Raw genomic sequence first — 23,688 nt, forward strand, 5'->3', positions numbered from 1 at the left:
ATTCTTTGAGTTTTTCTAAATAGTCAGCAGAAGAGCACTGTATATAATAACAGGCATTCTCTCTCGACGTACCGCCTCTGTCTCGCTAAGGAGCCGTTATCATGGCAGATGAAAATTGTTTGGTAGATCCCATCACGCAGCGCCGTTTAACCGTCAGCTATGCGACACGCTTTCACGACCATGCTCATGTGCCAGCCATTGCCATAAAGGGCCAGTGGCTGGAGGAGGCCGGTTTCACAACGGGAACAGAGATGGACGTGCGGGTGCTGAACGGCTGTATTGTGCTGATCGCTAAGCCCGTTGAAGAGGAGCTGGTTCGCTCGGTGCGGAAAATCAGCAAGCTTTCTGCCCGGAAACAGCGCCAGGTGCAGGACTACATCGACCTGGTCGCAGCGAAGAAACGGGTAAATTAGGCGTCTTGCGGCTGTTCGCTGGTAGTGGGTTCACAGCGCGCCTGCAGATCCTTCATGAAAGCGGTGCTCAGCGTCGCCGGGGCCACAATACGGATGTCGGGCAACCAGTAGCGTAGCCAGCGAAACAGGGTGTTCTGGTCGCTAATCGCCGTGGCAATGGTAATGCTACCATCCTCATGCTCCTTCAGCAGGCGCTGCGCGGGAAAGAGCGGTCGGCGCGTCACGAACGTGGCCGCATGAGCAGAGACGTGCAGCGTTACGTCGGTTCTCTTACCAAAGCGGATGCCGGAAGTAGTATCCAGCTCTTCGATGATGCTGGCATCAGGCTCGAAAGCGATCTGCGTGGCGGCAAACTGTGCAATACGTGCCAGCTCGAACGACTTCAGGCGGCCCTGCTCTACCGCCGCCAGATACCAGAGGCCGTAGTGGTTAATCAGCCTATACGGCTGCAGGCGGCGGGATTTGCCACGATAAAAGCAGGTGACTTCGGTACGATCGGTCATCGCCTTATCGAGGCTATTCATCAGATCCCCGTACTGCTGATTTTCCCGGCTGCTGGCGCCGTGAATAGCAATATTGTCGGCGTTGTTCATACGCTTACGTAGAGACTGTCCATCATGATGTGGGAAAAGGTGCGCAACGCCAGCAAAGTTCGCGAACTCGGCCAGATGGCCCATATGGAGAGAAGGCAGCAGGTTCGCCGTCAGCTTAAACCGTCCGTTCGACACTTCATCCAGCACATGCGCAAGCCTGGCAAGATCCCGGTAAGCCGTTCGCTCCGCAATGCCAAACCGCTCGCAAAGCCAGTTTTTATCGATAGTGACGCCCTGATAGAGCGCACCAAAGGTTTCGCACAGACGTTCAATAAGCAGGTCGTATTTTGTACTGCCGTTATCCTTCATTGTTCCACATCCCGGAAGATCGCGTCTCAAAAGACATTAAAGACGTAATCATTAACGGCAGCGACGTTGAAATCTATAATTATTTTTTTTAATTGAGTATTTACTCACTATAAAAACCATACCTTTTATTGATGGCGCGCCACATATATAAACAATTCTAATGATTTTTTATCACTCTTTAGCAATACTCAACTGGAAAAAGGGATTGCCAGCACTATACTTAACCCAAATTAACAAAATATATCTATATCTCTGTTTCTATTAAAAATTGCTCATGCAAAAGCATGAGGGAAAATACAACCCCTTGGATATACGCTTAAATTTCTTAAAGTTTTAACCTCTGCCGCTTCGGTAAATAGCGCTATCCGTTATAAAAATGAATATTGTTTTGTTACGGATCACAAAAAAATAAAAACGCAGGAGAGAGCGGGATGCCTATATTTGACAGCTTCTGGCAGGGGGGGTACGAGGGGGCCGATCACCGTAACGGTCAAGGTATGCCGCTCTCAATGAACGACATTACCGGGCACAATGCCAGAGTGCTAAGCGATTATATTTCATTAAAGAAGCTAAATATTTCAACGGTACGCGAGAGCGTAGGGTGGCGTCTCGTTGAGCAGCCTGACGGGTATGATTTTTCATCCGTTGCCGAAAAGATGCAGGCCGCAAACGAAGCCGGAGTACAAATCTGTTGGACGATCTGTCACTACGGCTGGCCGGACGATACCGATGTTTTTTCACCCGATTTTGTGCCTCGCTTTGCGCGGCTCTGCGGAGCGCTGGCCCGCTTTTTAGCCCCCTGGTACGTCTCTTCGCCTGTCTACTCGCCGGTCAATGAGATCTCGTTTACCAGCTGGGGCCTCTCGGTAGGGTTTTTCCGCTGCTCTGCGCTGCCGGGCATTGCGACCGGTGAAGAGAGCAAGCGCCAGTTAGTACGCGCAACGATTGCAGCCTGTGACGCTATCTGGGCTGCCGATCCCCGTGCACGCATTTTACACTGCGACCCGATTATTCATCTGGCCGCCCCGGACGAGAGTCCGGAATCGCTGGCCGCTACGGCGGGCCATTACAATTCACAGTATCAGACCTGGGACATGCTCTCGGGGAGAATAGAACCGGAGCTGGGCGGGGCGCCCCGTTACCTCGATCTCATTGGTGCGAACTATTACCACGACAACCAGTGGGAGAGCGGCAGCAACGCACGCCTGTGGTGGCATCTTGGCGATCCCCGGCGGGTTCCGCTTAGCTACATGTTAACAACGCTTTACCGTCGCTATGAGCGCCCAATCCTGCTGGCTGAGACCAGCCACGTTGGTAGCGGACGCGGGGCATGGATAAGCCAGATAGCGGCAGAGGTAGCCAGGGCGCAGCTAGCAGGCGTCGAGCTACATGGGGTATGTCTTTATCCCGCCATCGATCGGCCCGACTGGGAGGATTTGAGCCGTTGGCATCGCAGCGGACTATGGGAACTTGACCATCAGGGCACGGACCCACTGGCACGCATACTTGATCCTGTTTATGCCGCCGCTTTGCAAAAGGCGCAGCACACACTGGGTCTGTTCCAATCCCGATTATGCGATCTGAATGACGCTAAGAATAGTAGCGACCCTATGAAAAAACTGTATATCTTTAGTCATCTGCGCTGGGACTTTGTCTTTCAGCGCCCGCAGCACCTCCTGACCCGGCTGGCGAAACACTACCAGATCTACTTTATTGAAGAGCCAACGTTCGCGCCTCCACCCGCCAGCTTAAGTCTGTCGCACCCTGCGCCTAATGTGACAGTAATCAGGCCGCATACGCCCTTACAGGTTCATGGTTTTCACGATAGCCAGATAGCGTATCTTCAGCCGCTGCTGGCAGAGATTGTCGATGAAAATGAGACGCCGCTGGTCTGGTTCTACACGCCGATGGCGCTGCCGCTGCTGGCGGTCTTTAACCCTTCGCTGGTGATCTACGACTGCATGGATGAGCTGGCCGCGTTTGAAAATGCGCCCAGGCAGCTTCTGCAACGCGAATCCGCCCTGCTTAACCGGGCCGATCTGGTCTTTACCGGCGGTCCCAGCCTCTATAAAGCAAAATCAGGGCGGCATGAAAATATCCACTGCTTCACCAGCAGCGTAGACGCCATCCACTTTGAGCAGGCCCTTGACCGCAATAACTATCATCCGCTGATTGAAGATCTGCCGCACCCGCGTCTCGGGTATTGCGGCGTCATCGATGAGCGAATGGACCTCGATCTGCTGGCGGCCATTGCCGATGCGCACCCGGAGTGGCAGGTCATTATGGTCGGCCCGGTGGTCAAAATCGATCCGGCAAGCCTGCCCCAGCGGCCCAATATTCACTATCTCGGCATGCAGCCTTACCAGGCCCTGCCCCATTTTCTCGCCGGGTGGGATGTCTGTCTGATGCCCTTTGCCCTCAACGCCTCCACGCGTTTTATCAGCCCGACCAAGGTACTCGAATACATGGCCGCGCTGCTGCCGGTGGTCAGCACGGCGATTACCGACGTCGTCGAGCCTTATAAGCACGTGGTGGCCATCGGCTACGATCGTGCGGGCTTTGTACGCGCCTGCGAAAAGATGCTCGCCCTGACGCCTGAAGCCAGGCAGACAATGCAGCGTGAGATGAAGCGGATCGTTGACAGCACCTCCTGGGACGTCACAGCGCAGGCCATGCACGGCCTGATTGAGAAAGAGCTGGCAAAATCGGCCCTGCAACGGGTCGCAACGCCTGCTGTACAGGCGGCAAACGACACGGCACGCAAAAGCACGGCGCTGAAGCTAAAACCCTCACGCAGCGAAAACGCCATCCCTGCCCGCTGCCTGATCCTCGGCGGCGGCCCCACTGGCCTGAGCGCGGCGTATCACTACGGCTCGCAGGCGGTACTGCTCGAGCGCAACGAGAGCGTCGGCGGCTGGTGCCGATCGATTGAGGACGGCGGCTTTACCTTTGACTACGCCGGGCACATCATGTTCTCGAACGATCCCTATGTGCTGGAGTTGTATGACATGCTGCTGGGTGACAACCTGCACTGGCAGATGCGTGAAGCCTGGATCTACACCGACGGCGTATACACCCGCTATCCGTTCCAGGGGGCGCTGTATGGCCTGCCGACCGAGACCATCAAAGAGTGCATTCTCGGCGCGATTGAGGCCAAGTACAGCAATACGGCCCAGGAGCCACCGGAGAATTTCGAACGCTTTATCTACCAGGTCTGGGGCGCCGGTATCGCCAGGCATTTTGCTATCCCCTATAACCAGAAGCTGTGGACCGTGCCGCTCTCAGAGATGGAGACATCATGGCTTGGCGGCCGCGTGCCGCTGCCGGATCTGGCCCAGATTGTTGAAGGCGCAGTAGAGCCGGTCGGTAAGCCGATGGGACCAAACGCCCGCTTTGGCTATCCGTTGAAGGGTGGCTTCCAGGCGCTGATGTCAGCCTTTTTACCGCATATTAAAGGGGTGGTGGAGACCAACAGCGAGATTACTCATATTCTGGCGAATCAGCATATCGCGGTTCTCGCTGACGGCAGGCAGTTCCACTATGAGCAGCTGATTAGCACCATGCCCCTGCCGGAGTTGATTCGCATCATTGGCGATGAGGCCCCGGACGAGGTGATCGCGGCGGCGAATGGGCTGCACCATGTCTCGGTGCGCTGCGTAAATCTTGGCATTGGCCGGGCAGACCTCACCGATAAACACTGGATCTACTTTGCTGGCGACACCGTTTTTCACCGTATCTTTGTGCAGGGTAACACCAGCCCGGAGTGTAATCCGCCGGGCGGCTGCGGCCTGACTTGTGAGATCACCTACTCCGAGCATAAGCCGCTGCCAGTTGATGGCCAGGCGCTGATCGATCGCTGTATTGCCGAGTGCATTGAGATCGGCATCTTTACGGCAGAAGACGAGGTGCTGGTGGCCAACCAGCTGGATATTCCCTATGCCTACGTGGTTTACGATCACGAGCGGTCGAAAAACGTCGAGACGGTGCGCCAGTGGTTGCTGACCCAGGACATCGTACTCGCGGGTCGCTACAGCGAGTGGGAGTACTACAACTCCGATCATGCGTTTATTGCCGGGAAAAATGCCGCTGAGAAGGTAAAAAACAGCGTCAGCCGACGCGGGACGGGCGCGTAACGCCATAAAAAAACCCGGAAGATATCTTCCGGGTTTTTTGTCTCTTACCGATGATTACGGCGCTTTTTTAGCGGCATCATTTTCAATCGGCGGAACCGAACCGAGGTCGGTACCGGTTACTGGGTTAACCGACGGGTCAGATGCGGTACGCAGCTTCATAGCGTCCAGGTTCGCCTGCTGCGGCCCCGGCAGTACGACGCTGGCTAAGCCATCGCCACCATCAACGGCCGGAGACGGATCGGCCACATACTGGAAGTTCTCGTCCGAGTTCCAGCTACCGCGCACTTCACCCCCTTCAGACATGTTGAAGTAGGTATTAGCGTACTGTTCGATCGGCGGCAGCTTACCTGCCGGGAAGTTATTGCGGATCGAATAGAGCGCTTTCTCGAAAGAGATCTGGTGCGCTACTTCTCGGGTCATCAGGAAGCCCAACGCATCTTTTACGCCCGGATCGTCAGTCATGTTGATCAGACGCTCGTAAATGATTTTTGCACGTGCTTCAGCGGCAATGTTAGAGCGCAGGTCAGCGGTAACCTCACCAATGGTATCAATATAGGCTGCGGTCCACGGCACGCCTGCAGAGTTGGTCAGCGACGGGCCACCGCCATACAGCAGCGCGGTCAGGTGGCTGTCATTGCCGTTCCCGGTGATTTTGCGATAAAGCTCAGCTTCCTGATCTGTGCCTTCCGCCAGGTCGCCTTTCGCGCCCTTGTTGAGCATCCCTACCAGAGAGCCGATAATTTCAAGGTGGCTTAGCTCTTCAGTAGCGATGTCCATCAGCATATCTTTACGGCCCGGATCGTCATCCCCTAGCCCCTGAGTAAAGTAGCGGCAGGCTGCGGCCAGTTCACCCTGTGGTCCACCAAACTGCTCAAGCAGGAGGTTTGCCAGCCCCGGATTTGGCTCGGCAACGCGTACTGTGTACTGTAATTGCTTTACATGTCTGAACATAGGCTCACTCCAGTGATTATTTATTTTTCAGCGTGCTTCACCACCGCTGAATGGATAATAAATAAATGCTTAAATATGAAACCCTTAAGTTTTCATATAAAGTCGTCGTGCAGGTTATAAGGATAGCCCATGATTGAAATTCAGCTGCGGTATTGAGGCATCATTAAGATTTTAAGATTTGTCTTAAGTAACAAGACAGGCATAAATAAAAATCAGGAAATAAAAACTTACAAAAATAATCACCACCCTATTCTACAAAAACATACTCCTGAGCGTGTTATAGCAGATATTTAACATCGCCAGTATTGATCTCTTCCGCTTTTGGCATCCATAACTTCCCCCATTTTCCAGTACAGTGACAGGTAAGGAGCCGCTCCGGGTTAACGGCTTTGATATAATTCCGTAGGGATATCAAACTCCACGGCATAGCGTGTCGTAGATGCATCCCGCCTACGACTGCATAGATAGTACCTACTCCAGTAATCTTTTTACAGTGCTCGATAATATTTGTCAGGCCTTTATGGCCGCAGCCGCTGAATATCACCAACCCTTTTTCAGACTTATATATCAGAGCACCTTCATCGTTAAGTGTATCAGGCTCTACTTTCGCCATTTTTATATAACCATAAGATTTAACTGATTCGATTTCACCTGACCATATAAACCTGTCACTTATTGCGTAAGGCTTTTTTGTCAAAAACAACTTATTTTCTACTGAGGGTAGCTGAGTAGATATCTTCTTGATTTCTATAAAACGATTTAATATTTTGAAACCTGCGTATTTATGGTCATACACGCCAGGGTGACACAGCACCTTAGGTAGCTTATGAAGATGCTTCAGCCCACCGCAGTGATCGTAGTGCCCGTGAGATAAAACAACCCAGTCGACATCATCAAACGACACGCCCATTTTTTTAGCGTTGTGCATAAACGAGGCATCTGGCCCGGTATCGAAGAGTATCCTTGTTTCACCATCGTCAATTAACAGGCTTAACCCTGGCCGACAGATCAATCCATCGGCATGTTTTGCTTTTCGGTTTTCCAGCAACACGGTCACTTTCAGCATGAGATCGAACTTCCCTGTTCAATTAAAAATTACACCTGACGTTTATCAAGGCTGTTCTGAATCGCCTCTATCTCTCGCTTCAGATTACCGCCGTCGTAGACCATCGAGGTATCATATTTTTCATATTTTGCCTCGCGCGTCGCACTAAACCAGTTGAACGATCCGACGCACAACAAGCCATCATCACCAATAACGATCTTGCTGTGCACGCGGTCCACCAGCCGGGTAGCGATGCCAACGGCGTTTAACTGCTCTAACGCCGCAGTCAGGTTCTGCTTCTTCTCCTGGCGTTTCGCATAGTCTTTGTCAGAGGTGTTATAGCTCTTATCCGTGACGACGGTAACCTCAATGCCTCGCTCGCGAGCCTCGAGCATCGACGCTAAAAAGCCCGTCTCCTCCAGTTTCTTCCAGGTGAGCCACGGCGAGACAATGGTGATCTGCTTCTCGGTCTTATCCAGCGTCTGGTTGAGGAAGCTATCGTGCTGCTCAACGCCGTGCAGGGTGTAGACTCGCGTCTCCCTGGTCTCTAAATCTTTGCGCTTCTTGTAAGCAAAATAGAGGGCGTTGTTCTCATCGGCAAACAGATACTTCTTCAGCAGCCCACGCGGGGATGAAGCAGGCTGTATCTCAAACAGATCCATATCGCCAAACACCAGGAAGCTATCCTTTGCCCGGGAGACCGCCACGTTCAGCATGCTGCTGTCGCTATCGATAAACCCGCCGTCCTCATGCTTGGAGTAGACCGGGGAGAAGATCACGATAGCCCGTTCAGCCCCCTGCAGGGAGTGCACCGTCCCGACGGTCAGGGTATTTTCACCGCTGCCGGTGGAGAGTCCATGGTTACCCAGAGCCTGCCTGATGGTTGATACCTGGGCGCTGAACGGCGTCACGATCCCCACCACCTGCTGGATGGGCTTCCCGTAGTGGCTCTCAATGCGCTCCTGGTTATCCATCAGCCAGGCGGCGAGAGTATCGGCCTCCAGCACGTTGTAGCGGCTGCCGCTGCTGGCCTGCTCGCCTTTGCCATCGATGTGCAGATATCCCATGGCAGGAAGCAGCGGGGAGCTTTTGTCTTCCCTTTTAGGCTGGAGCTTGCCGTGATAGCAGAGCGCGTTGCAGTAGCCGATGATGTCGTCGAAGCAGCGCCGATGCTCATACAGATACATCCCGCGCTCCAGCTCAGGATCGTACTGATAGCGCGAGGCCAGCTGGGCGATCCTCATCACGCTGCCAGACGCGGCGCTCTTACCTGCTTCAGCAATAGCGGCGTAGGAGCCAGCTATCTCTTCCTGGGTATCGCCCGGCAGAAGCTTCTCCGCCAGCATGTTGCCCACGTCGATCGCCGGCAAAATACTCCAGATAGGCGGGATCTGTTTGGTATCACCGATCACCAGCGCCTTCTTCGCTAAAGCAAATGACGCGGCGGCCACTTCCGGCAGTACCTGCCCCGCCTCATCGACGATCAGCAGATCCACGAAGTTGTAGAGATAGTTCGCCTCCCATCCCTTCTGCCCTTTGTGCTCCGATACCTTCATATGGCCAGGCAGCATATAGCAGGTCATCACCACGCAGGGGGTTAACTTCATCCTGCGCTGCCAGCGCGGTTTAACGGTGCCCGCCCCGGTCTTGCGCTTCTCCGCTACCGGATCGCTAATTTTAGCCATATCCATCAGCCAGCGACCTTCCCAGTAATGGGTCGTCAGCAGGAACACCGGGAAGCGGATCTGCGTATCCGCCAGCTCATCGGTCTGGGCCAAACTCAGCTCTGCATCACCGGTATAGCCCAGCTCGCGGATGCGATCCCGCCACGCCTGCGCTGCCCTGCTCTCCTTAAGCACAGCATCCTGAGCCGTATCTATCTGCTGCTGATACTGGCTATGCGCGCTTTCCGCCGCATCGAGCAGCGCCTTAATCGTGCTATCGATTACTTCCGGGCTGGCCCACTCGCTCCCCTCCATCGACCGTTCAAGCTTAGGTTCAAGATGCTGCTTGATCATATAGAACCGCTTGCTGCGGATGGCCGGGATCCATGAGAACAGGGAGTAGATCAGCGACTCTTTAGCGCGATAGTCATGCCATGCCGCTCTGGCACTGGTGAACGTTTCAATTTCACGCGCCTGTCCGGTGAGCTGCTGCGTTTTATCAGCAAGATACTGTTCGATGTCATCGGCAATTGCCGCTCTCTGCTCCCGGGCAAGGCTCAACGTCTGCCACGCAGCCTTTAGCGCCTCAAGTTTATTTAGCTGCGCCTGAAGCTGGCCATGGAGCAGCTCGACAGCGGCTTCCGGAGAGGTGCACGCTTCATCGGGGAAGGCGGCCTGCGCTTTGCTGAGATAGAACGCCTGCGCATCCTCAACGTACTCTTTGGACTCTACGCGGTTGAAGAAGTCTTCAGTTTGATACTTTTTGGCGGCCTCGGCGCTTCTGCTGCGTGACGGGAAATAGGCCCCGAAGCTGTTAATCTCCGGCAGCCACCGCCCCGCCATCGGCCCGGTTCCGGTGGCAAAATCCTTCCCGAAGGCTTCGATGATATTGGTGACCGCCTGGTTGTTGGTGGATGTCGCCACTATCACCGGCGGCTCGCCCTGCTCCAGGGCGGCTCTCGCCCACTGGGTAGCGATGATGGAGAGCAGCAGCGTGGTTTTGCCCGTGCCCGGAGGCCCGTTAACCGCCAGGATGTCGCCATCCCTGCTATCCAGAAAATGACTCATCGCATCGCGCTGGGCCTCCGCCAGCGGGAACCTGTCCCCCGAGTGGCCCAGCCGCTCGCTGAACTTCGCGCCTGGAGCCAGCAGCGGCTCGGTCGGAACGTTCTCCAGCGAGGCGAAGCGCTTAAAGAGCGGCACGTCCTTTTTACTGACCAGCAGGTGATCGTAGAGGCCGAGGATATGGAAGCTGGCCCCGCCGGGCTGGGTCTTCTTAACCAGATAGCCATAGTCGGCGAGTTCGTACTGCTTTTGGTCATCCAGTGAGGAGCCGGCAACGGCCTCCAACAGCCTGTCTGCATCTTTCCGGTAGTGCTGCCATGTCTGATAGTAGCCTTCGTGACGCTTCGCCCGTTCTTCATCGGTTTCAGATTCTGCGTCGAACTCATCGACGCTGGCGGAGACCGAGGGATGGGTAGTTTTGTATCGGTCGTAGCGGGAGATTTCGCCGATAGAGAACGACCCTTTGGGCAGCGGCTCAAGCAGATCGCGGGGAATGGAGGTTGCAGGTGTGGGGAACAAAAAGCCTTCGCGGTTCACGACCGCCGAGGTCACTAGCGGAGTGATCACCTCCGGCGCGCCTGCGGTGCGTTCCTTGCCATGCTGTAGCAGTCGGAAGTAGACATGAGGCCGCAGCACGACCTCTACCGTTTTGACATCATCCCGCTCGCCCGCGAAGAGTGCGGTGACCATCTCCTCGCTCAGACGTCCTGAATCCCTGTCGATCCACTGAGTAAAACCGCTAACGTCCTTACGCTCAAACGTCCCCTTGCCGAACTCCGCATCCGCCAGCGAGTTACGCCAGTATGCAGCGAACCCTGAAGTGTTACTGTCCATCGCCTGTCCTGTAGCTTCATGCAAATTGTTGGTTTCGCTGTTATAAAAACAGCCGATGGATAAACATTGTCCACGTTAGGGAGGTATGTGCAAGGGGTTGGGGGAGGTTTATGGGGCAAGGGCTGCTAAAAATGCAACGAATCGCTTAACCCATACTCTTTTTAATGATTTAGAGTCATGACATAGTTCAGCGGAGAAATGGTCATGGCAGACATAAGCAATGCAGAAGATATAGCAGACAGGATAGTTAACATTATTGACTCACCTAATACAATTAAAGGAATGATTAACGGCGCACTTACGGTTCCTCTCGATTTTGGATATCTGGCGCCAGGCTATTTTGATACAGATTCAAGATACGATCACCAAACCCAACGTATTCGCATGCTTACAGCGATACGTCATGACATCTTAAACTACGATCATATCGTTGATGCTATTGAGATAATATTCAAATAATTCAATAAATACTTATCTAAAGAAAAACAAGATGATACGTATCGAGGTGTTATCTCTGCAATTACCGGAAGAATATTAGCAACGCAAATTGCTATAACAACCGCAGCAGCTATAATTGAACGAACTTCATTTATAGCCGCAGCAGAGAGTAAAACTATAATAGGAAAAGTAGCTTTTACTCTTCTTATCGGCGGGATGAGTGAACGCTCAATCAGGAGGTCTGAAACCCTTCTATCTGAAGATCCAGAAATTTACTCACTACTACGTCCGCATGATTACGATCTTACCTATTTCCTTTTTGAGCCAGCGATAAAGCCATTTGTTGATGCTATTCATGTTGGCGTAACTCGGGGTAAACCTGGCTTCGACGAGATAATATCTGCGGTAGGAAAGAAACTTCATGTTTCGCATTAAAAACTTGATGGCTTTGGTCAAAGGTGCCGCAAGCATCTTTATATACACCTTAACGAACATATGGGATGTTATAGAGTCACCGTTATTCGTTTCAGGGATAATACTTTGCATCATGCTTATTGAACCCTGGCCCATGAAATTTGTTTACACAGGAATATGGATTATAGCTTTTTACTTCATTTCTAAATTCATACGAAAACTAGATAGTTATAGAAAAAAGACACTTAACTAAAGGAAATTATATGTCAAATCCAGCATATTTATGGTTAACAGATGAAAACGGCTCGCCCATTATCGGAAGCTGCTCTGTACTTGGTAGAGAAGGCTCTATAGAGGTTAAATCGCTTACTCATCACATGAGTATTCCAGCGGACAGCAACACAGGCAGGCTCACAGCAACCCGCGTTCATACACCTATAATTTTTCAGAAAGAATTTGATCGTATAACCCCTTTCCTTTACCGTGCAATCAGCTTAGGAGTCACGCTAAAATCGGCAGAGTTAAAGATGTATCGTATCCTTGATGCAGGCTTAGAAACTGAATACTTCAATATATTTATGGAGAACGTGAAGATAACAGGCATTACTCCTAACCTTCATCCTGGCTCAATGACGGGAACTCATCTGGAGAATGTCGAGATTAGATATGAGTCAATTCAGTGGAAGTATGTGGATGGGAATATTGTCTTTAAGGATAGCTGGAACAATCGTTGTGTGGCATAAATTACAAGAAAGACCATAAAAAGCAATATTTCTTGATGCGTATATTCTTATTTTCTTATTAGATTTTTTAGTGCCTCTGGCTTAAGCGGCGGATCCTGCCGATGCAGCATTGCATGGCAGTTGGGGCATACAGGAATGAGATCGGTTTTTGGGTCAACCTGGTAGTTCTCTTTTATCTCTGACAAAGGGATAAGGTGATGGACATGAATAAAGCCTTTCGCGATTTCGCCGTACACCTTTGTCATGTCGAGACCGCATACTTTGCACTGATAACCATGCCAATCTAGCGCGGCCTGGCGAGCCTTTCGGTCGCGTTCGTAGCGGTTGACGGTTACCTGAACGGCGGCTCCTTCGATGTAGGTGGCTTCCTGCTGGATCTCGTCCGGGAAAAGGTTTGGTGTGATGGGTTCGCTTTTATGGACGATCTGAAAGCCTTGATCGGTGAGGAGCCTGACGCACTTTGATTTTATCCCGCCGCTGAAGTCGGCTGGTGTGAAAGTTAGGCCAGTGAGTGTTGAAGCGGCAGCGATGCCGACAATGGCCTTTGGTGGATAACGGCGGTTATTGATGATGACGTCGTAGTCTCGGGAGTCAGCGAAGGCGTGGGGGTGGTTCGAATCGTAGGCTTGGGCTGCGGCGAGTATGGTCTCGCGGGGGAGGCTATTGGGGAGTTTTACCATGTAGGTACCTTTGGTTGCGAAGGCCGGACTCGAATTTAACACCTAATGGACTGATATCAATATTATTTATAAACAGGAATAAATAGTTATACCCGTACTTGTACCCACAAGTTAAAATCCGTACACAAAACAGACATTGCAAGTGGGTATAAAGCCATACCAGTAGAACACCGATATGGCTATCAAAGCAAGATTCAGACAGGCAGGAAAGTTTTCTTCAGAGATGTCAATTCTCATCCACTCAGAACAAAGTCAGATTTGGCTGCGAAATGAACGCTAACCCTCGCTTTGCTATGCTAGCTCCCATGGTAAATCTCTGCGTCTATTTACTGGTTTAAGAGCACCTTCGTTTCTCAATTGTTGAGCGGCCCAACGAATGTCATATTGCCACGTATACAACATATCGCCGGAATCCCTAAGCTCAGCCTCGTAGCTGTCCCATACATACTTTGAGACTTCACGTGGCCAAGCGCTACCACCCCGTTCCTGAAGACACTCGATGATCCATTTTTTCATACTTTCCCTAGTTACCATCTTACCTCATAACTTTCGCCCATTCATCGATACATCCAAATATTAACATCGACATCCTTTGGCACAAGACGGGCTGTATCGAAGAACTTGTTGTCTCAATGAGCGAGGATCGGCCCCTCATGAGTTCCATTTGCTCCCGCAATCGGAAGAGTAATAGCAGTTTAACATTGCCTTAAAAATGAAATGTGATAAATTTCTGTATGCAATATTAAGCTAAAAGGAAATTACGGTGAGTCTACTTGAATTGATTGAATCAAAGAGGGCACATATCGCCAGAAATTCTTCAGAAAATGGAATATTAGGGGAACGAAGCCTACTTGACTCGCAAGCTTTATGGATAAAAAGACCTAAAGGGAAAGACATGAAAAATCTGCTAGCTGCGCTGAAGCAGTTTGAAGATATTGAAATAAAGGCATCAAGCTTTGATTTTATTTCTATCCCGGAAAATGTAAGCGTTGACTTTAGTGACGTTAGCTCCTTGGCTGGAATATTAAAATCATTAACATTTATTGAACTTAAAACCTGCAATCAAAAAAGGGTTACCACTCCTGACTTCAGGAATTTCTTCTTTGCCATTACTGAGAACGAAATAATAGCATCAGAACTTCTCGGCGATAGGCATATAGTTGTACTACACAACAAAATAACGGGAGATAAGCTGGTAGCAACAATACCAGAAATTATAAATAGGGCCAATTCTAAGAACTGGCAGCTGTCTGTAAGCCTTGGGTCGCGAGAAGTTTAGTTTTTTATTTTGGCAAAAAAACAAGCGTTTAATAATGATAGGTATACTTTAATTAATACTATCACATCCCAAAATATAAAATATACGGTACAAAGGAAGCTAAGACAATGGCAAAGCTCCCTATTAAAATAACATGCTATAACTATAACAAAGCATCCTTTACTATTTTATCTCACACTTCATGACTTTGAATGAGTATTTATCATTATTCCTAGTCGCAACCAGAACATTGCCATCACCTAAAAATGAAACCTTAGCATTATTAATGTTGGCACATGGACTTTTATCAAACATCTCGAGTGTGTAAATCATCCCTTGAGATTTATTATTGATATAGGATATATAATCATTACCTATGAGTCGTGAAAATTGAAAAATAAAAGCACAATAAATTATTAAAGATATAACTTGGATTATTAAAGTGCTTTTATGCAAAAACCTCTGCTGATTAGGTTCATATCCTGGCATTAAAAATTTCTTAAGCTTATCATCATACACAAAAAACCAGCCCCATATAGGTACTGACACCAAAATAACCGCGAACAGCAAGATCATACAAAGAGGCACGATCAAAGGAATCATCGAAGCCGCAATAAATATCAAGGAGTGAGGGAAGTTTGTTGGTGAAACTGAAGTTATATCATTGATCACCACACCTGAAAGACATAGAGCAAAATTCACACATAGCGTGCCTCCTAATATTAGGATCCATTTACCCAATATTGTTTCATATGCTTTTTTATAAATAATAATTAGACTATGGAATACCGAAAAGCTCCAGTAAATCAAAGTTAGTATAAAGAACCCCTTCCACAAACTGTCTAACCCTAGGAAATTTAGAAGAAAACAAATGACGACTGCAACAATAAGATTCCTTATTATTTTTTGAGACGTATCAAGTATGGAGTTAAAGGTTACAAGTTTATTAACGGTAGTTTTGTTTATCATCTCACACCCTGTTTAGCTCTAATTTATCCCACAAGCACTGTATTTTAGACCAACTTGAAATTCATTTCATGATATACCATTTAACTGAATTAATTCATATCTTCATCCTTTTTGATTTTAAGCATCTCATAATGAAATTACTAGATATCAGCACAATCATTTTCATGATACATCTGGTGGTTAACAGAGTAATGCTATAGTCAGAACTGTTGCTAATACTCTGAAACTAACCTAGTCCCTTTTTTCCACATTGACACAAGCCTGAGTCTACCAATACCACTATTATCTCTGGTTTCCAGACAAGTCAGCAATGACCATTTACGGCAGGGCTGCAGCAGCAGCCCTGCCGAGCTTAGATTTCAATCAACTCAGGGATCTCTAACGAACCATTGACTTCAATGCCAAGATATTGAAGCTTACTTTCCAGTTTCTTATTACCTAGGAGCCCCCTCAGGATTATTCCAAGTAGAGTTTTCATATTTGCTCTTGTGGAGTTAGTTAACGTTGTGCAGGATAAATGACGATATAGACGTAACCGTGTGAACCAAGTATATCGGCTTCGCGGGTGAAACCGTTGTGGTACAGGGTGAGGCAGTGGGCCTGGCGAGAATTCATTTCACAAGTAGTCAACATCGACTCCATCTGGCTGATAAAATGTGGGAATACTTCATCCAACTTCAAAGATTCTGCGTTACTGAATTCACCGGTAATGCTGGCCCGGTCAACCAGATAGTGCAGCCGGTTTCCCTCCTGTACCAGACGAGCGCCAAAGCAAGGCGTCACATTACGATTCAGCCCCCACTGGAGAAATGAATCGTTCTCTGAATCAGTAGATTTCATTGAAGTACCCTCATATCCAGCCACGCTCTGCGAATGACACAATGCCATCTGAGCCGATAACCAGATGATCGAGTGTTTTCACATCAACCAGTGCTAACGCTTCTTTAAGCCTGCCCGTAATGTTGCGATCGCATTGGCTGGGCTCCGGATTGCCGGACGGATGGTTATGCGCTAGCACGACAGCTGCAGCATTGAAGCGAAGCGCTGACTTCACTACCTCTCGAGGATGGACCTGGACATGGTTAATCGAACCGGCAAATAGCATTTCACTCTCCAGTAAACGGTGCTGGTTATCGAGATAGAGCACCATAAACATTTCCCGTTCTTGTCCTGCCAGATGTAACCGAAGCCAGTCACGGGCAGCAGTACTGGAGGTAAAGGATATACCGGGCTGGCGCAGATATTTATCCAGCAGGTTGATGGCACGACGAATGGTGCGTTGGGCATAGGGGGTTAATCCGGAGGTCGCGGGGAGCAAACAACCATGCTGGGCCATAATCGCCAGTGGAAAGAGTTCAGGCTGAGATGACAGCGGGGATAATGCGGTATTCATGTTCGGTATCCCTCAGTCGATGAGATGCATAATGGCGCTGCACTCTGGATGGTTCAGCGCGTAGTCGCGTAAGTGATAATAGTGCTCAGTCATCGCGTCACACTCGGTGCGACAGGCGTGGTGGTTGTAAGCCATCAGACAGGCGACCATCCCTGCAGCTTCACTGGTAAGCTCTGCGCCATTGCCGTTCATGCTGTTGAACAATGTCTACTTCTCATCGTGATCTGACTCGGGAGCCATAAAAGCGCCGCCGTTGCTGAGCGTCGAAAAGCGCCAGATACCACCGTGGTAATCGGCACACAGCCGATCCATCCAGGCGAAAATGCGAGGTTCAAGGGTTATCCATTGTGGGATGGAGCCAAAGTGCTGCGGCCAGAAGCCGATGCGTAACTCGTCCGGGACCACTGAGGCAGTAATTGCGGTATGCTCCGCAAACTGATGATTTTGTGTATTCATTAAACTATCTCCTTATGCCGGAACTGTTGTTTAACGCCCGAAAAAATCGAGCATGTTTTCTGCCATAACCCACAGGGCGCGATTAAGCTTCACATCGCCATTAATACCTGTAACGGCACGGGTGCGGTTGCTTTTCCCCTGTGCGGTTCGCCCTGACAATCCCCCTTTCATCAGGTTCTCCTGTACCCGCTGATAGACGGTCCACAGGTCATCGCTGTAGTCCTCCCGGCGACGTGGGGTCAGCAACTGCGATACCGTGACCGGCTGATGGTCTTCACCAAAGCGATATTTCAGCGCGGCATTCGCCAGCGCGTGCTGTGCTGGTAGCGGAAGTAAAAGTGACGCCATGGCATCACGCTTTTCATCCACCCGGTCAAATACCCCGAGCACTTCGTAAGCCCCTTCAATCACCTTCTCAACGACATTACCTTTATGTGGCACCCGCACCTCTCCGAATGACTGACCGCAGACCAGACCGTTAGTACAGACGCCACGAAACAGCCCCGGCAGCATCTGGTAGCTTGATGAGCCATCATGGCTGTTGAGTAAAATGATTTCCGGTACCTGATGACCGTTTAGCTGCCCGGCGCGACGCAGGCGAAGCATGTGTTTGGTGTGCTCCCGCTTGCTCTGGTCCCGAACCTTTGTCTGGCAGGCAAAGAACGGCTGAAAACCCTCGCGCTGCAGGCTTTCGAGGATGGTGATGGTCGGAATGTAGGTGTAACGGTCTGAACGCGATTCATGTTTGTCACTCCCGAATACACTGGGAACATGACTCATCAGCTCTTCATGGGTCAGAGGACGGTCACGGCGTATCTGGTTTATACGGCCAAAGCGGCTGACTAATCGCATGGGTAACTCCTTATGCAGTGGGTAAAAAGACAAAAGGCCACACTTCCCGAAGGAGATGTGGCCTGACTTTGTTTATATCGGTGATGTGCTGGTGGTGGTTATGCAGAAAATTTGCGGATGCCATAACGAGCGATATACCTGTTTAGCCAGTAACCGGCATCCTGCTCAAAGTTCCAGGCTCGCCAGACCATGCAACGCTCATGACGAATAACCAGACGGAAATGCGACCCCTGGTCATCCTCTATCGCAACGTTGGAATATTGAGACGCAACCGCCTCTGCCTGCTGGCGTGTAAACGGTCCCTCAGGTAGTTCAGTGAGTTCAGGCATATAGGCTCCTTAAAACAAAAAGCCCCTGTGGCATAAGCGACAGAGGCTGAATCAAACGGGTAAAGAATTGGCTAAGACGCCTTACCTCCGACAACCGTGACTTGCAGCGGTTGGTAATACTGCGGGTCGAAAACAGACAGTGGCAGGTCAATCTGGTAACCATTACGCTCTTCCGTTGCCTTCATGATTTCGACAGAGCTGACGTTTTCCACGCATTCGTGCTCCAGCGATGCTTCCTGGGAGCGAGTGGCATCGCTGTCGCCAAATGCAGCCACCGCCATATTCCCCATCGCCAGCGTGTTCCCTCCTTTATCTTTCAGACGCAGGGAGAGTGTCAAAGACCCGAACCCTTCGCCACTTCCGCCGTTGTCCAGGCGAAACTGCCAGACGCAGACATTACCCGGCACCCAGACCATGTCTGTGTTGCGGATACTGATGTAACGCTGTTCTTCGGCCTGAGCCGGTGACAGCAGACAAAGGCTCAGAGCGAAAACTGAGATAACGCCTTTCAGCTTCTTCATGGATTTTTCTCCTGATTCTCCGGCAGATAGAGTTTCCCCATTTCCTTGCCATCATGCGAATACACCACCGATTTTTCACCCGTATAGCTGTCGGTTTCAATTCTGAAACTCAGAGTGATATTGTCCGCAAGGCACAGGGCTGCCATCAGTGGCTGCACCGTTTTCTGCTGCATGTCAGCAATATAGTAATAATTACCTGACTCACAGCCCTCCGGCGACTGACGGGTTTTCATCACCGTATATTGCGGTGTACCGAAGGCATCCTTTTTTACCCACTCCTGGGCAATATCGGATTTATGTGAGACAACCTTGCTGAACGGTGGCGGAGTCAGGTCCTTAAAACTGGCTATCGTTTTCACACCCGCATCTTCCTTGCGGTCGCAGCCAGAAACCCCCATAGCACCGATAACCAACAAAGCGGTGAGAACAGGTCGATACAATTTCTTCATGGTGCAGATTCCTTATTAATCGTCCGTTCCTTTGCTTTAGCAATTGCCGGTGCGTCGGCACAACTCTGCCAGACTCTGTTGGGCTACCCACTGCTGCAGTTTCTGCTCTGAGGCAGAACGCTTCGCCGCCAGGGCAGCCTGCTGCTGTTTGTTGACACAGTTTTCCGGGAATGCGGCAAGTACTTGGTTGCAGTGAGGTTCGTCAGCCAGCTCCAGCTGATACTGGGTGTCGATTATAGTGAAGTAACACCCTTTCCCCTGGTCTTCACCCTGATAGACCGATGTCATGTCGGAATAATAACCGCTGGCAGGTTTCAGATTTAGCTTGCGCACGGTATGTGTTTTCTTGTCGGCGAGAAAATAAGCACCACCACCACGCTGACGCAGCAGGAATTGTTTAGTCCAGGGGTAATTGCCAATGACACTGGCCTGGTAGAGCGTATTGTTCAGCGTGTCGTCGTCCATGCCATCGGCCGATTTCCAGCCATCCGCCTGCATGTACTGCCAGAATTTGACGATACCCACGACAGTTTCGGCAGACGCCGGAAAGACAGCGCCAGCATACAGACTGACGGCCAGCGCCGTTGTGGTCAGTAATTTCTTCATCATGATTCCTTATGAGGTAAAAGACCGTCGCCGGTTCTGGCGAGCAGTGAGTGAAAAACGTGAAAATGGGGAAGAGCTCTGAGGAATTCCGGTTCGGTGAGAACGTTGCGAATCTGAAGGTCAGGCACGAACAGTTCCGGGTGCAAGGTAACCGCATGGATATCGTTCAGCGGAAACACTGACACGCGATGATGATGTTCGCCAGTCAGATACCAGTGCCCTCCGCAGAGTACGAGGCGGTATGGTGCGAGCCCTGAGCAACGACAACCTTCAGCCAGCAGCGTCACGCGACGATGCTCTGATATAGCCCTGACAAGGCGTGTAAATATGCCTGGCCTGGGCGGCGACAATGACTCCGATTCTGCCCATATGAGGCACGGAGACTCACCGGGCCCACTCAGCAGTGAGCTGACCATGTGGTTATCCATGTCAGGAAACAAGGCCTCCACACCTGACTGACGAGCAAAAGTCAGCACCGCCAGTTCGCGCTGATGGCTACCTGAAAGCAGACGACAGGTGCCGTCGCGATATTCCAGGTCCAGGTACATCAGTCGCTCACGAAAATCCCGGCGGAGGGTACGGAGCGATACACCAAACTCTGCGGCAAGAAGGCCCATATCCAGTGTTTCGCCAGCAACAAGGCGGCTGATAATGAGGGACAGCCGAACCGCCAGCCGCTCATGGCGACGCTCAGTCTGGGACATTAGATTTTCTCCATCCCGTTAACAGGCTGAAAATTAAGTGATTAGTGTAACGAAGGGGTCGGACAGGGTATGGACATGGGAAGGCGTATTTTTTCAGTGCGAGGATTACAGCTGTAATGCGCCTTTACGCGTTGAAGGTGCATCAATCGCTCATTAATTGAGCGCAGAAAGGACAGGAAGTGTCCGCTATACGCGGTTTTTCAGAAGAAAATCCAGTCCCAGACGGCACGGGCAACGGTCACCACGGCTTCCCGCACGGTTCGAATCACAGCCCTTACAGGCGCTGGCAGAAAAGATGATGACTCCACATTGCCAATCATTTCATCAACTGCATGACCAAAGCGCTCACGTGCCTGCTTTTTTACCGGCTCGGTGCAGAGCCTTCCATGCAGTTGTGTTGTCAGTGGACTGGTGGCCCGGTCAGGCAGGCTATGCATCATAGTATCGACAAGGGTTTCCACGCCCCACCCTGTGCGGGCTGACACCACACAGACAGGATGGTGCGGCAGGAACAACTGCTGCATAGCGATTCTCTTAGTCTCAATCGTTAACTGCTGAGCAGGTGAAGGCGTGCTATCGGTGGTACACCATTCATGACAGGGTTCGGCCTTGTCTACCTGATTAACCACGAACAAAACCCGGTACTGATACGCCAGCATCACCTTGCGATAGAAGTGTTCATCCACTGACAGTGCCCGATCATCAGCCTTGATGACCCATAACACTAAATCCAGTTCGGGTAGGATGCGGCGATACAGTGCAGTGTATTCTTCATCGCGTTGCTCGCTTTCACCCACACCAGGTAAATCAACAATCATTAGGCTGTGATTGCCATTGCGGAGCCTGAAGCGCAGCACATCGCGGGTGCAGGCCTCCACATCGCTGACCGACGTGACTTCTCCCTGGAACAGGGCATTGCAGAGAGACGATTTGCCTGCCCCACTTTTGCCCATAATGCCAATAACCGGCTCGTACTGTGTGAGACTACGAAGGCGTTTAAGAATTAGACTGCGAAGAGTATGGGGCAGTGAAGCCAGAGGCTTCTCAATGGCCAGAAGGCCGTCAGATTTTTGCATAAGGAGATCTCAGCGCGAAAAATAAAAAGACCCGCGATCCGGTAAAGGATGCGGGGGATTCACGAGGATAATATCTATCTGAAATTATTTGGAGTGAATGCTATTTATCTTCTGCATATCTGGCATCGTGCCAAGCATTCATAATGATAACTTCCAGTTCTTCGTTAATTTTTCGACCATTTTTCTTTGCCAGCATATCGAGCTTTTCTTTAATATCCTTCTGGACATAAGTGTTAATTACTTTTTTGTCAGCAATGTTTTCCCGGAACAAATTCTGGTTGTATGTTTTTTTCATCCGTTGAATCATCAGACGCCGAGTGTCAGGGTGAGCAGGCCAGGAATACAATACTGCCGTGAGAAAAGTAATCACTTGTTGTTGTCTGATTTCAGTCATAAATGAAGGCATGTAATCGGGTTTGATATGCTCCATAACATATTTAAAAGCCCATGCACATTGTTTATGGTTTTTAAGGTCAATCCATTTAAATGGTTCTGGTAACTCTCGATTTCGCTGAATCCAGATATTTTTTAATGATGAGAGTGTTTTGATCTTAAAGAATAAATCGACATCCCAGCTATCAAAACAGGTGTAGAGTACTGAAAGGGCATCCTTATACGTTTCCGGAATAACAGGCAATAAGTTATGCTGAATGACCGGAGGCCGTTCACGGTAAAAATCAACCTCTAGTGGATTAATTTCCTTAGGGCCCATGGTTGAAAGTATATTCCATGCAAAATAAGCGGAGCTATAGTCCTTTATCCATTCAAAATTTGTCTCAGGGATGATGCTGGAAAATAATCCATTTTTCATTTCCCGTACGAACTTATTGTACTCATGAGTGTTTTTCAGTTCATTATTAAGGTCTCTCAGGATCATATCCATAACCTCCTGATTTTTATAATCAGTTATGAGGATTAGCGGAGTGCGCTCCCGGTATCCTTCGATGTTTTTCTTCATGTATTCGATATAAAACCGGCACGCTCTTTCTGTTCTGTCCGTCAGCTGTTCTTTCATAATTACATTTTCATTAATTTTAAAGTGGGTATCATTACGTAGGTTAATGCGTGTGTAATACGTAGTCAAATACGTTGCTTTCTGCGTCGATATCTGCGTAATAAAAAGTGTAGTGAAAATTATGTTTTATGTAATGTGTAGTGATGCGGGATTAGCTGGTTTTCAATGTAAAACAACAGGATAAGCTGCTCACTGACCTTCGGGAAAGTAAGAAGGGCTTTTTCAAAGGACAGGTAGTCCGGTGACTATAAGCCCATGAAGACAAAAGAGGAAGGATGACGGTTACTTGAGCGATTGATGTCTGCAACAGATGAGGTAACAGAAGAATGTAAGACAGTCATGCACATGAGCGCGTCGAAATACATCTCAGAACCGGTTGGCCCCTAGAGGTCAATATAACCCGCTTTTTTTACGTATCTCCCCATGGGTATGCCCCGGAGCAGTGACCGCAATTAAATATCACTCATCCGGGTTACCTTTCTTAACCGGAGATACTAAATCATGAACACGCATCCCTTACTTACCGAAGACCAGTTGATTGACATGGCATTTATTACCAGCCTGCTGCATATGACAGACAAGTGGATTTACAAGCTTATTAAGGACGGATCCTTCCCCAAACCTATCAAGCTGGGGCGTAGCTCCCGATGGCGGAAGAGCGAGGTGGAGTCCTGGCTTCAGGAACGTGTCGAACAGTCCCGTAAATAACCTCACTCTTAACTAATCCTACTGGCAAGAAAATAACTATCCGTCTCATCCGGAGGTTTTCTGCTGCCTG

The 23,688-nt window shown here is 50.0% G+C and carries 21 protein-coding genes and 2 pseudogenes; 6 read left to right on the top strand and 17 right to left on the bottom strand.

Translation table 11 applies throughout. The annotated features are described in order from the left end of the window. The first annotated feature begins 101 nt into the window (after positions 1–101). Entirely contained in the window at positions 102–413 is a 312-nt protein-coding gene (symE, locus tag RTN40_RS16515; protein ID WP_312229422.1) for an endoribonuclease SymE, read from the top strand. Here symE and RTN40_RS16520 read toward each other — a convergent pair. Further along, positions 410–1,315 carry a WYL domain-containing protein gene (locus RTN40_RS16520; protein ID WP_312229423.1) on the bottom strand — a complete coding sequence of 302 codons (906 nt, stop codon included), beginning with the start codon at positions 1,313–1,315 and terminating at the stop codon, positions 410–412. The genes symE and RTN40_RS16520 overlap by 4 nt on opposite strands. A 431-nt stretch (positions 1,316–1,746) precedes the next feature. Here RTN40_RS16520 and RTN40_RS16525 point away from each other — a divergent pair, with 431 nt between their 5' ends. Next, complete coding sequence (locus RTN40_RS16525) at positions 1,747–5,448, top strand: NAD(P)-binding protein (RefSeq protein ID WP_312229424.1); 3,702 nt, start codon at positions 1,747–1,749, stop codon at positions 5,446–5,448. Positions 5,449–5,502: 54 nt separating this feature from the next. Here the strand turns inward: RTN40_RS16525 and RTN40_RS16530 are convergent, their stop codons facing one another. The 3 genes from RTN40_RS16530 to RTN40_RS16540 all read right to left on the bottom strand — a co-directional run bounded on the left by RTN40_RS16530 (position 5,503) and on the right by RTN40_RS16540 (position 11,007). Continuing rightward, positions 5,503–6,399, bottom strand: coding sequence for a manganese catalase family protein (locus RTN40_RS16530; RefSeq protein WP_312229425.1), 897 nt, complete (start codon positions 6,397–6,399; stop codon positions 5,503–5,505). Between the two features lie 277 nt (positions 6,400–6,676). Then, the gene (locus tag RTN40_RS16535) at positions 6,677–7,465 is read right to left on the bottom strand and encodes an MBL fold metallo-hydrolase (protein WP_312229426.1); all 789 of its coding nucleotides are present in this window, start codon (positions 7,463–7,465) and stop codon (positions 6,677–6,679) included. A gap of 29 nt (positions 7,466–7,494) precedes the next feature. After that, a complete protein-coding gene (locus tag RTN40_RS16540; RefSeq protein ID WP_312229427.1) occupies positions 7,495–11,007 on the bottom strand; it encodes an AAA domain-containing protein in 3,513 nt (1,170 codons plus the stop codon). A 204-nt stretch (positions 11,008–11,211) separates the two neighbouring features. Between RTN40_RS16540 and RTN40_RS16545 the strand changes: the two are divergent. Next, positions 11,212–11,880, top strand: a pseudogene (locus RTN40_RS16545) (hypothetical protein). A 242-nt stretch (positions 11,881–12,122) separates the two neighbouring features. Beyond that, on the top strand, positions 12,123–12,602 hold the full coding sequence (locus RTN40_RS16550) for a type VI secretion system tube protein TssD (protein ID WP_312229428.1): 480 nt from the start codon (positions 12,123–12,125) through the stop codon (positions 12,600–12,602). A 47-nt stretch (positions 12,603–12,649) separates the two neighbouring features. On the opposite strand, the gene RTN40_RS16555 is transcribed toward RTN40_RS16550, so the two are convergent. Beyond that, positions 12,650–13,282: an HNH endonuclease gene (locus RTN40_RS16555; protein WP_312229429.1), complete on the bottom strand. Its 633-nt coding sequence runs from the start codon at positions 13,280–13,282 to the stop codon at positions 12,650–12,652. 763 nt (positions 13,283–14,045) lie between these two features. Between RTN40_RS16555 and RTN40_RS16560 the strand changes: the two genes are divergently transcribed. After that, the gene (locus tag RTN40_RS16560; RefSeq protein WP_312229430.1) at positions 14,046–14,561 is read left to right on the top strand and encodes a hypothetical protein; all 516 of its coding nucleotides are present in this window, start codon (positions 14,046–14,048) and stop codon (positions 14,559–14,561) included. Between the two features lie 162 nt (positions 14,562–14,723). Here RTN40_RS16560 and RTN40_RS16565 read toward each other — a convergent pair whose 3' ends face one another. The 12 genes and pseudogenes from RTN40_RS16565 to RTN40_RS16620 form a co-directional block, all read right to left on the bottom strand. Next, positions 14,724–15,509 (bottom strand): hypothetical protein, encoded by a 786-nt coding sequence (locus tag RTN40_RS16565; RefSeq protein WP_312229431.1) that lies wholly within the window; start codon positions 15,507–15,509, stop codon positions 14,724–14,726. A gap of 498 nt (positions 15,510–16,007) precedes the next feature. After that, complete coding sequence (locus tag RTN40_RS16570; RefSeq protein ID WP_312229432.1) at positions 16,008–16,349, bottom strand: type IV toxin-antitoxin system YeeU family antitoxin; 342 nt, start codon at positions 16,347–16,349, stop codon at positions 16,008–16,010. A gap of 10 nt (positions 16,350–16,359) precedes the next feature. Beyond that, complete coding sequence (radC, locus tag RTN40_RS16575) at positions 16,360–16,902, bottom strand: RadC family protein (RefSeq protein ID WP_312229433.1); 543 nt, start codon at positions 16,900–16,902, stop codon at positions 16,360–16,362. A gap of 12 nt (positions 16,903–16,914) precedes the next feature. Then, positions 16,915–17,358 (bottom strand): annotated as a pseudogene (locus RTN40_RS16580) (antirestriction protein). Between the two features lie 30 nt (positions 17,359–17,388). Continuing rightward, positions 17,389–18,210, bottom strand: coding sequence for a DUF932 domain-containing protein (locus RTN40_RS16585; RefSeq protein WP_312229434.1), 822 nt, complete (start codon positions 18,208–18,210; stop codon positions 17,389–17,391). A gap of 98 nt (positions 18,211–18,308) precedes the next feature. Continuing rightward, positions 18,309–18,539 carry a DUF905 domain-containing protein gene (locus RTN40_RS16590; protein ID WP_312229435.1) on the bottom strand — a complete coding sequence of 77 codons (231 nt, stop codon included), beginning with the start codon at positions 18,537–18,539 and terminating at the stop codon, positions 18,309–18,311. Between the two features lie 71 nt (positions 18,540–18,610). Then, positions 18,611–19,060 carry an IrmA family protein gene (locus RTN40_RS16595; RefSeq protein WP_312229436.1) on the bottom strand — a complete coding sequence of 150 codons (450 nt, stop codon included), beginning with the start codon at positions 19,058–19,060 and terminating at the stop codon, positions 18,611–18,613. Then, on the bottom strand, positions 19,057–19,509 hold the full coding sequence (locus RTN40_RS16600; protein ID WP_312229437.1) for a YfjS/YafY family lipoprotein: 453 nt from the start codon (positions 19,507–19,509) through the stop codon (positions 19,057–19,059). The genes RTN40_RS16595 and RTN40_RS16600 overlap by 4 nt, the downstream gene beginning before the upstream one ends. 36 nt (positions 19,510–19,545) lie before the next feature. Further along, positions 19,546–20,115 carry a hypothetical protein gene (locus tag RTN40_RS16605; RefSeq protein ID WP_312229438.1) on the bottom strand — a complete coding sequence of 190 codons (570 nt, stop codon included), beginning with the start codon at positions 20,113–20,115 and terminating at the stop codon, positions 19,546–19,548. Continuing rightward, positions 20,115–20,819: a WYL domain-containing protein gene (locus RTN40_RS16610; RefSeq protein ID WP_312229439.1), complete on the bottom strand. Its 705-nt coding sequence runs from the start codon at positions 20,817–20,819 to the stop codon at positions 20,115–20,117. The genes RTN40_RS16605 and RTN40_RS16610 overlap by 1 nt, the downstream gene beginning before the upstream one ends. Positions 20,820–21,019: 200 nt before the next feature. Further along, entirely contained in the window at positions 21,020–21,895 is an 876-nt protein-coding gene (locus RTN40_RS16615; protein ID WP_014226756.1) for a GTPase family protein, read from the bottom strand. A 100-nt stretch (positions 21,896–21,995) separates the two neighbouring features. Then, the gene (locus RTN40_RS16620; protein ID WP_228303401.1) at positions 21,996–22,910 is read right to left on the bottom strand and encodes a hypothetical protein; all 915 of its coding nucleotides are present in this window, start codon (positions 22,908–22,910) and stop codon (positions 21,996–21,998) included. 501 nt (positions 22,911–23,411) lie between these two features. Between RTN40_RS16620 and RTN40_RS16625 the strand changes: the two genes are divergently transcribed. After that, entirely contained in the window at positions 23,412–23,618 is a 207-nt protein-coding gene (locus RTN40_RS16625; RefSeq protein WP_312229440.1) for an AlpA family phage regulatory protein, read from the top strand. Positions 23,619–23,688: the final 70 nt, after the last annotated feature.

The sequence above is a fragment of the Pseudescherichia sp. genome (genome assembly GCF_031987975.1).
Lineage (GTDB): Bacteria > Pseudomonadota > Gammaproteobacteria > Enterobacterales > Enterobacteriaceae > Pseudescherichia.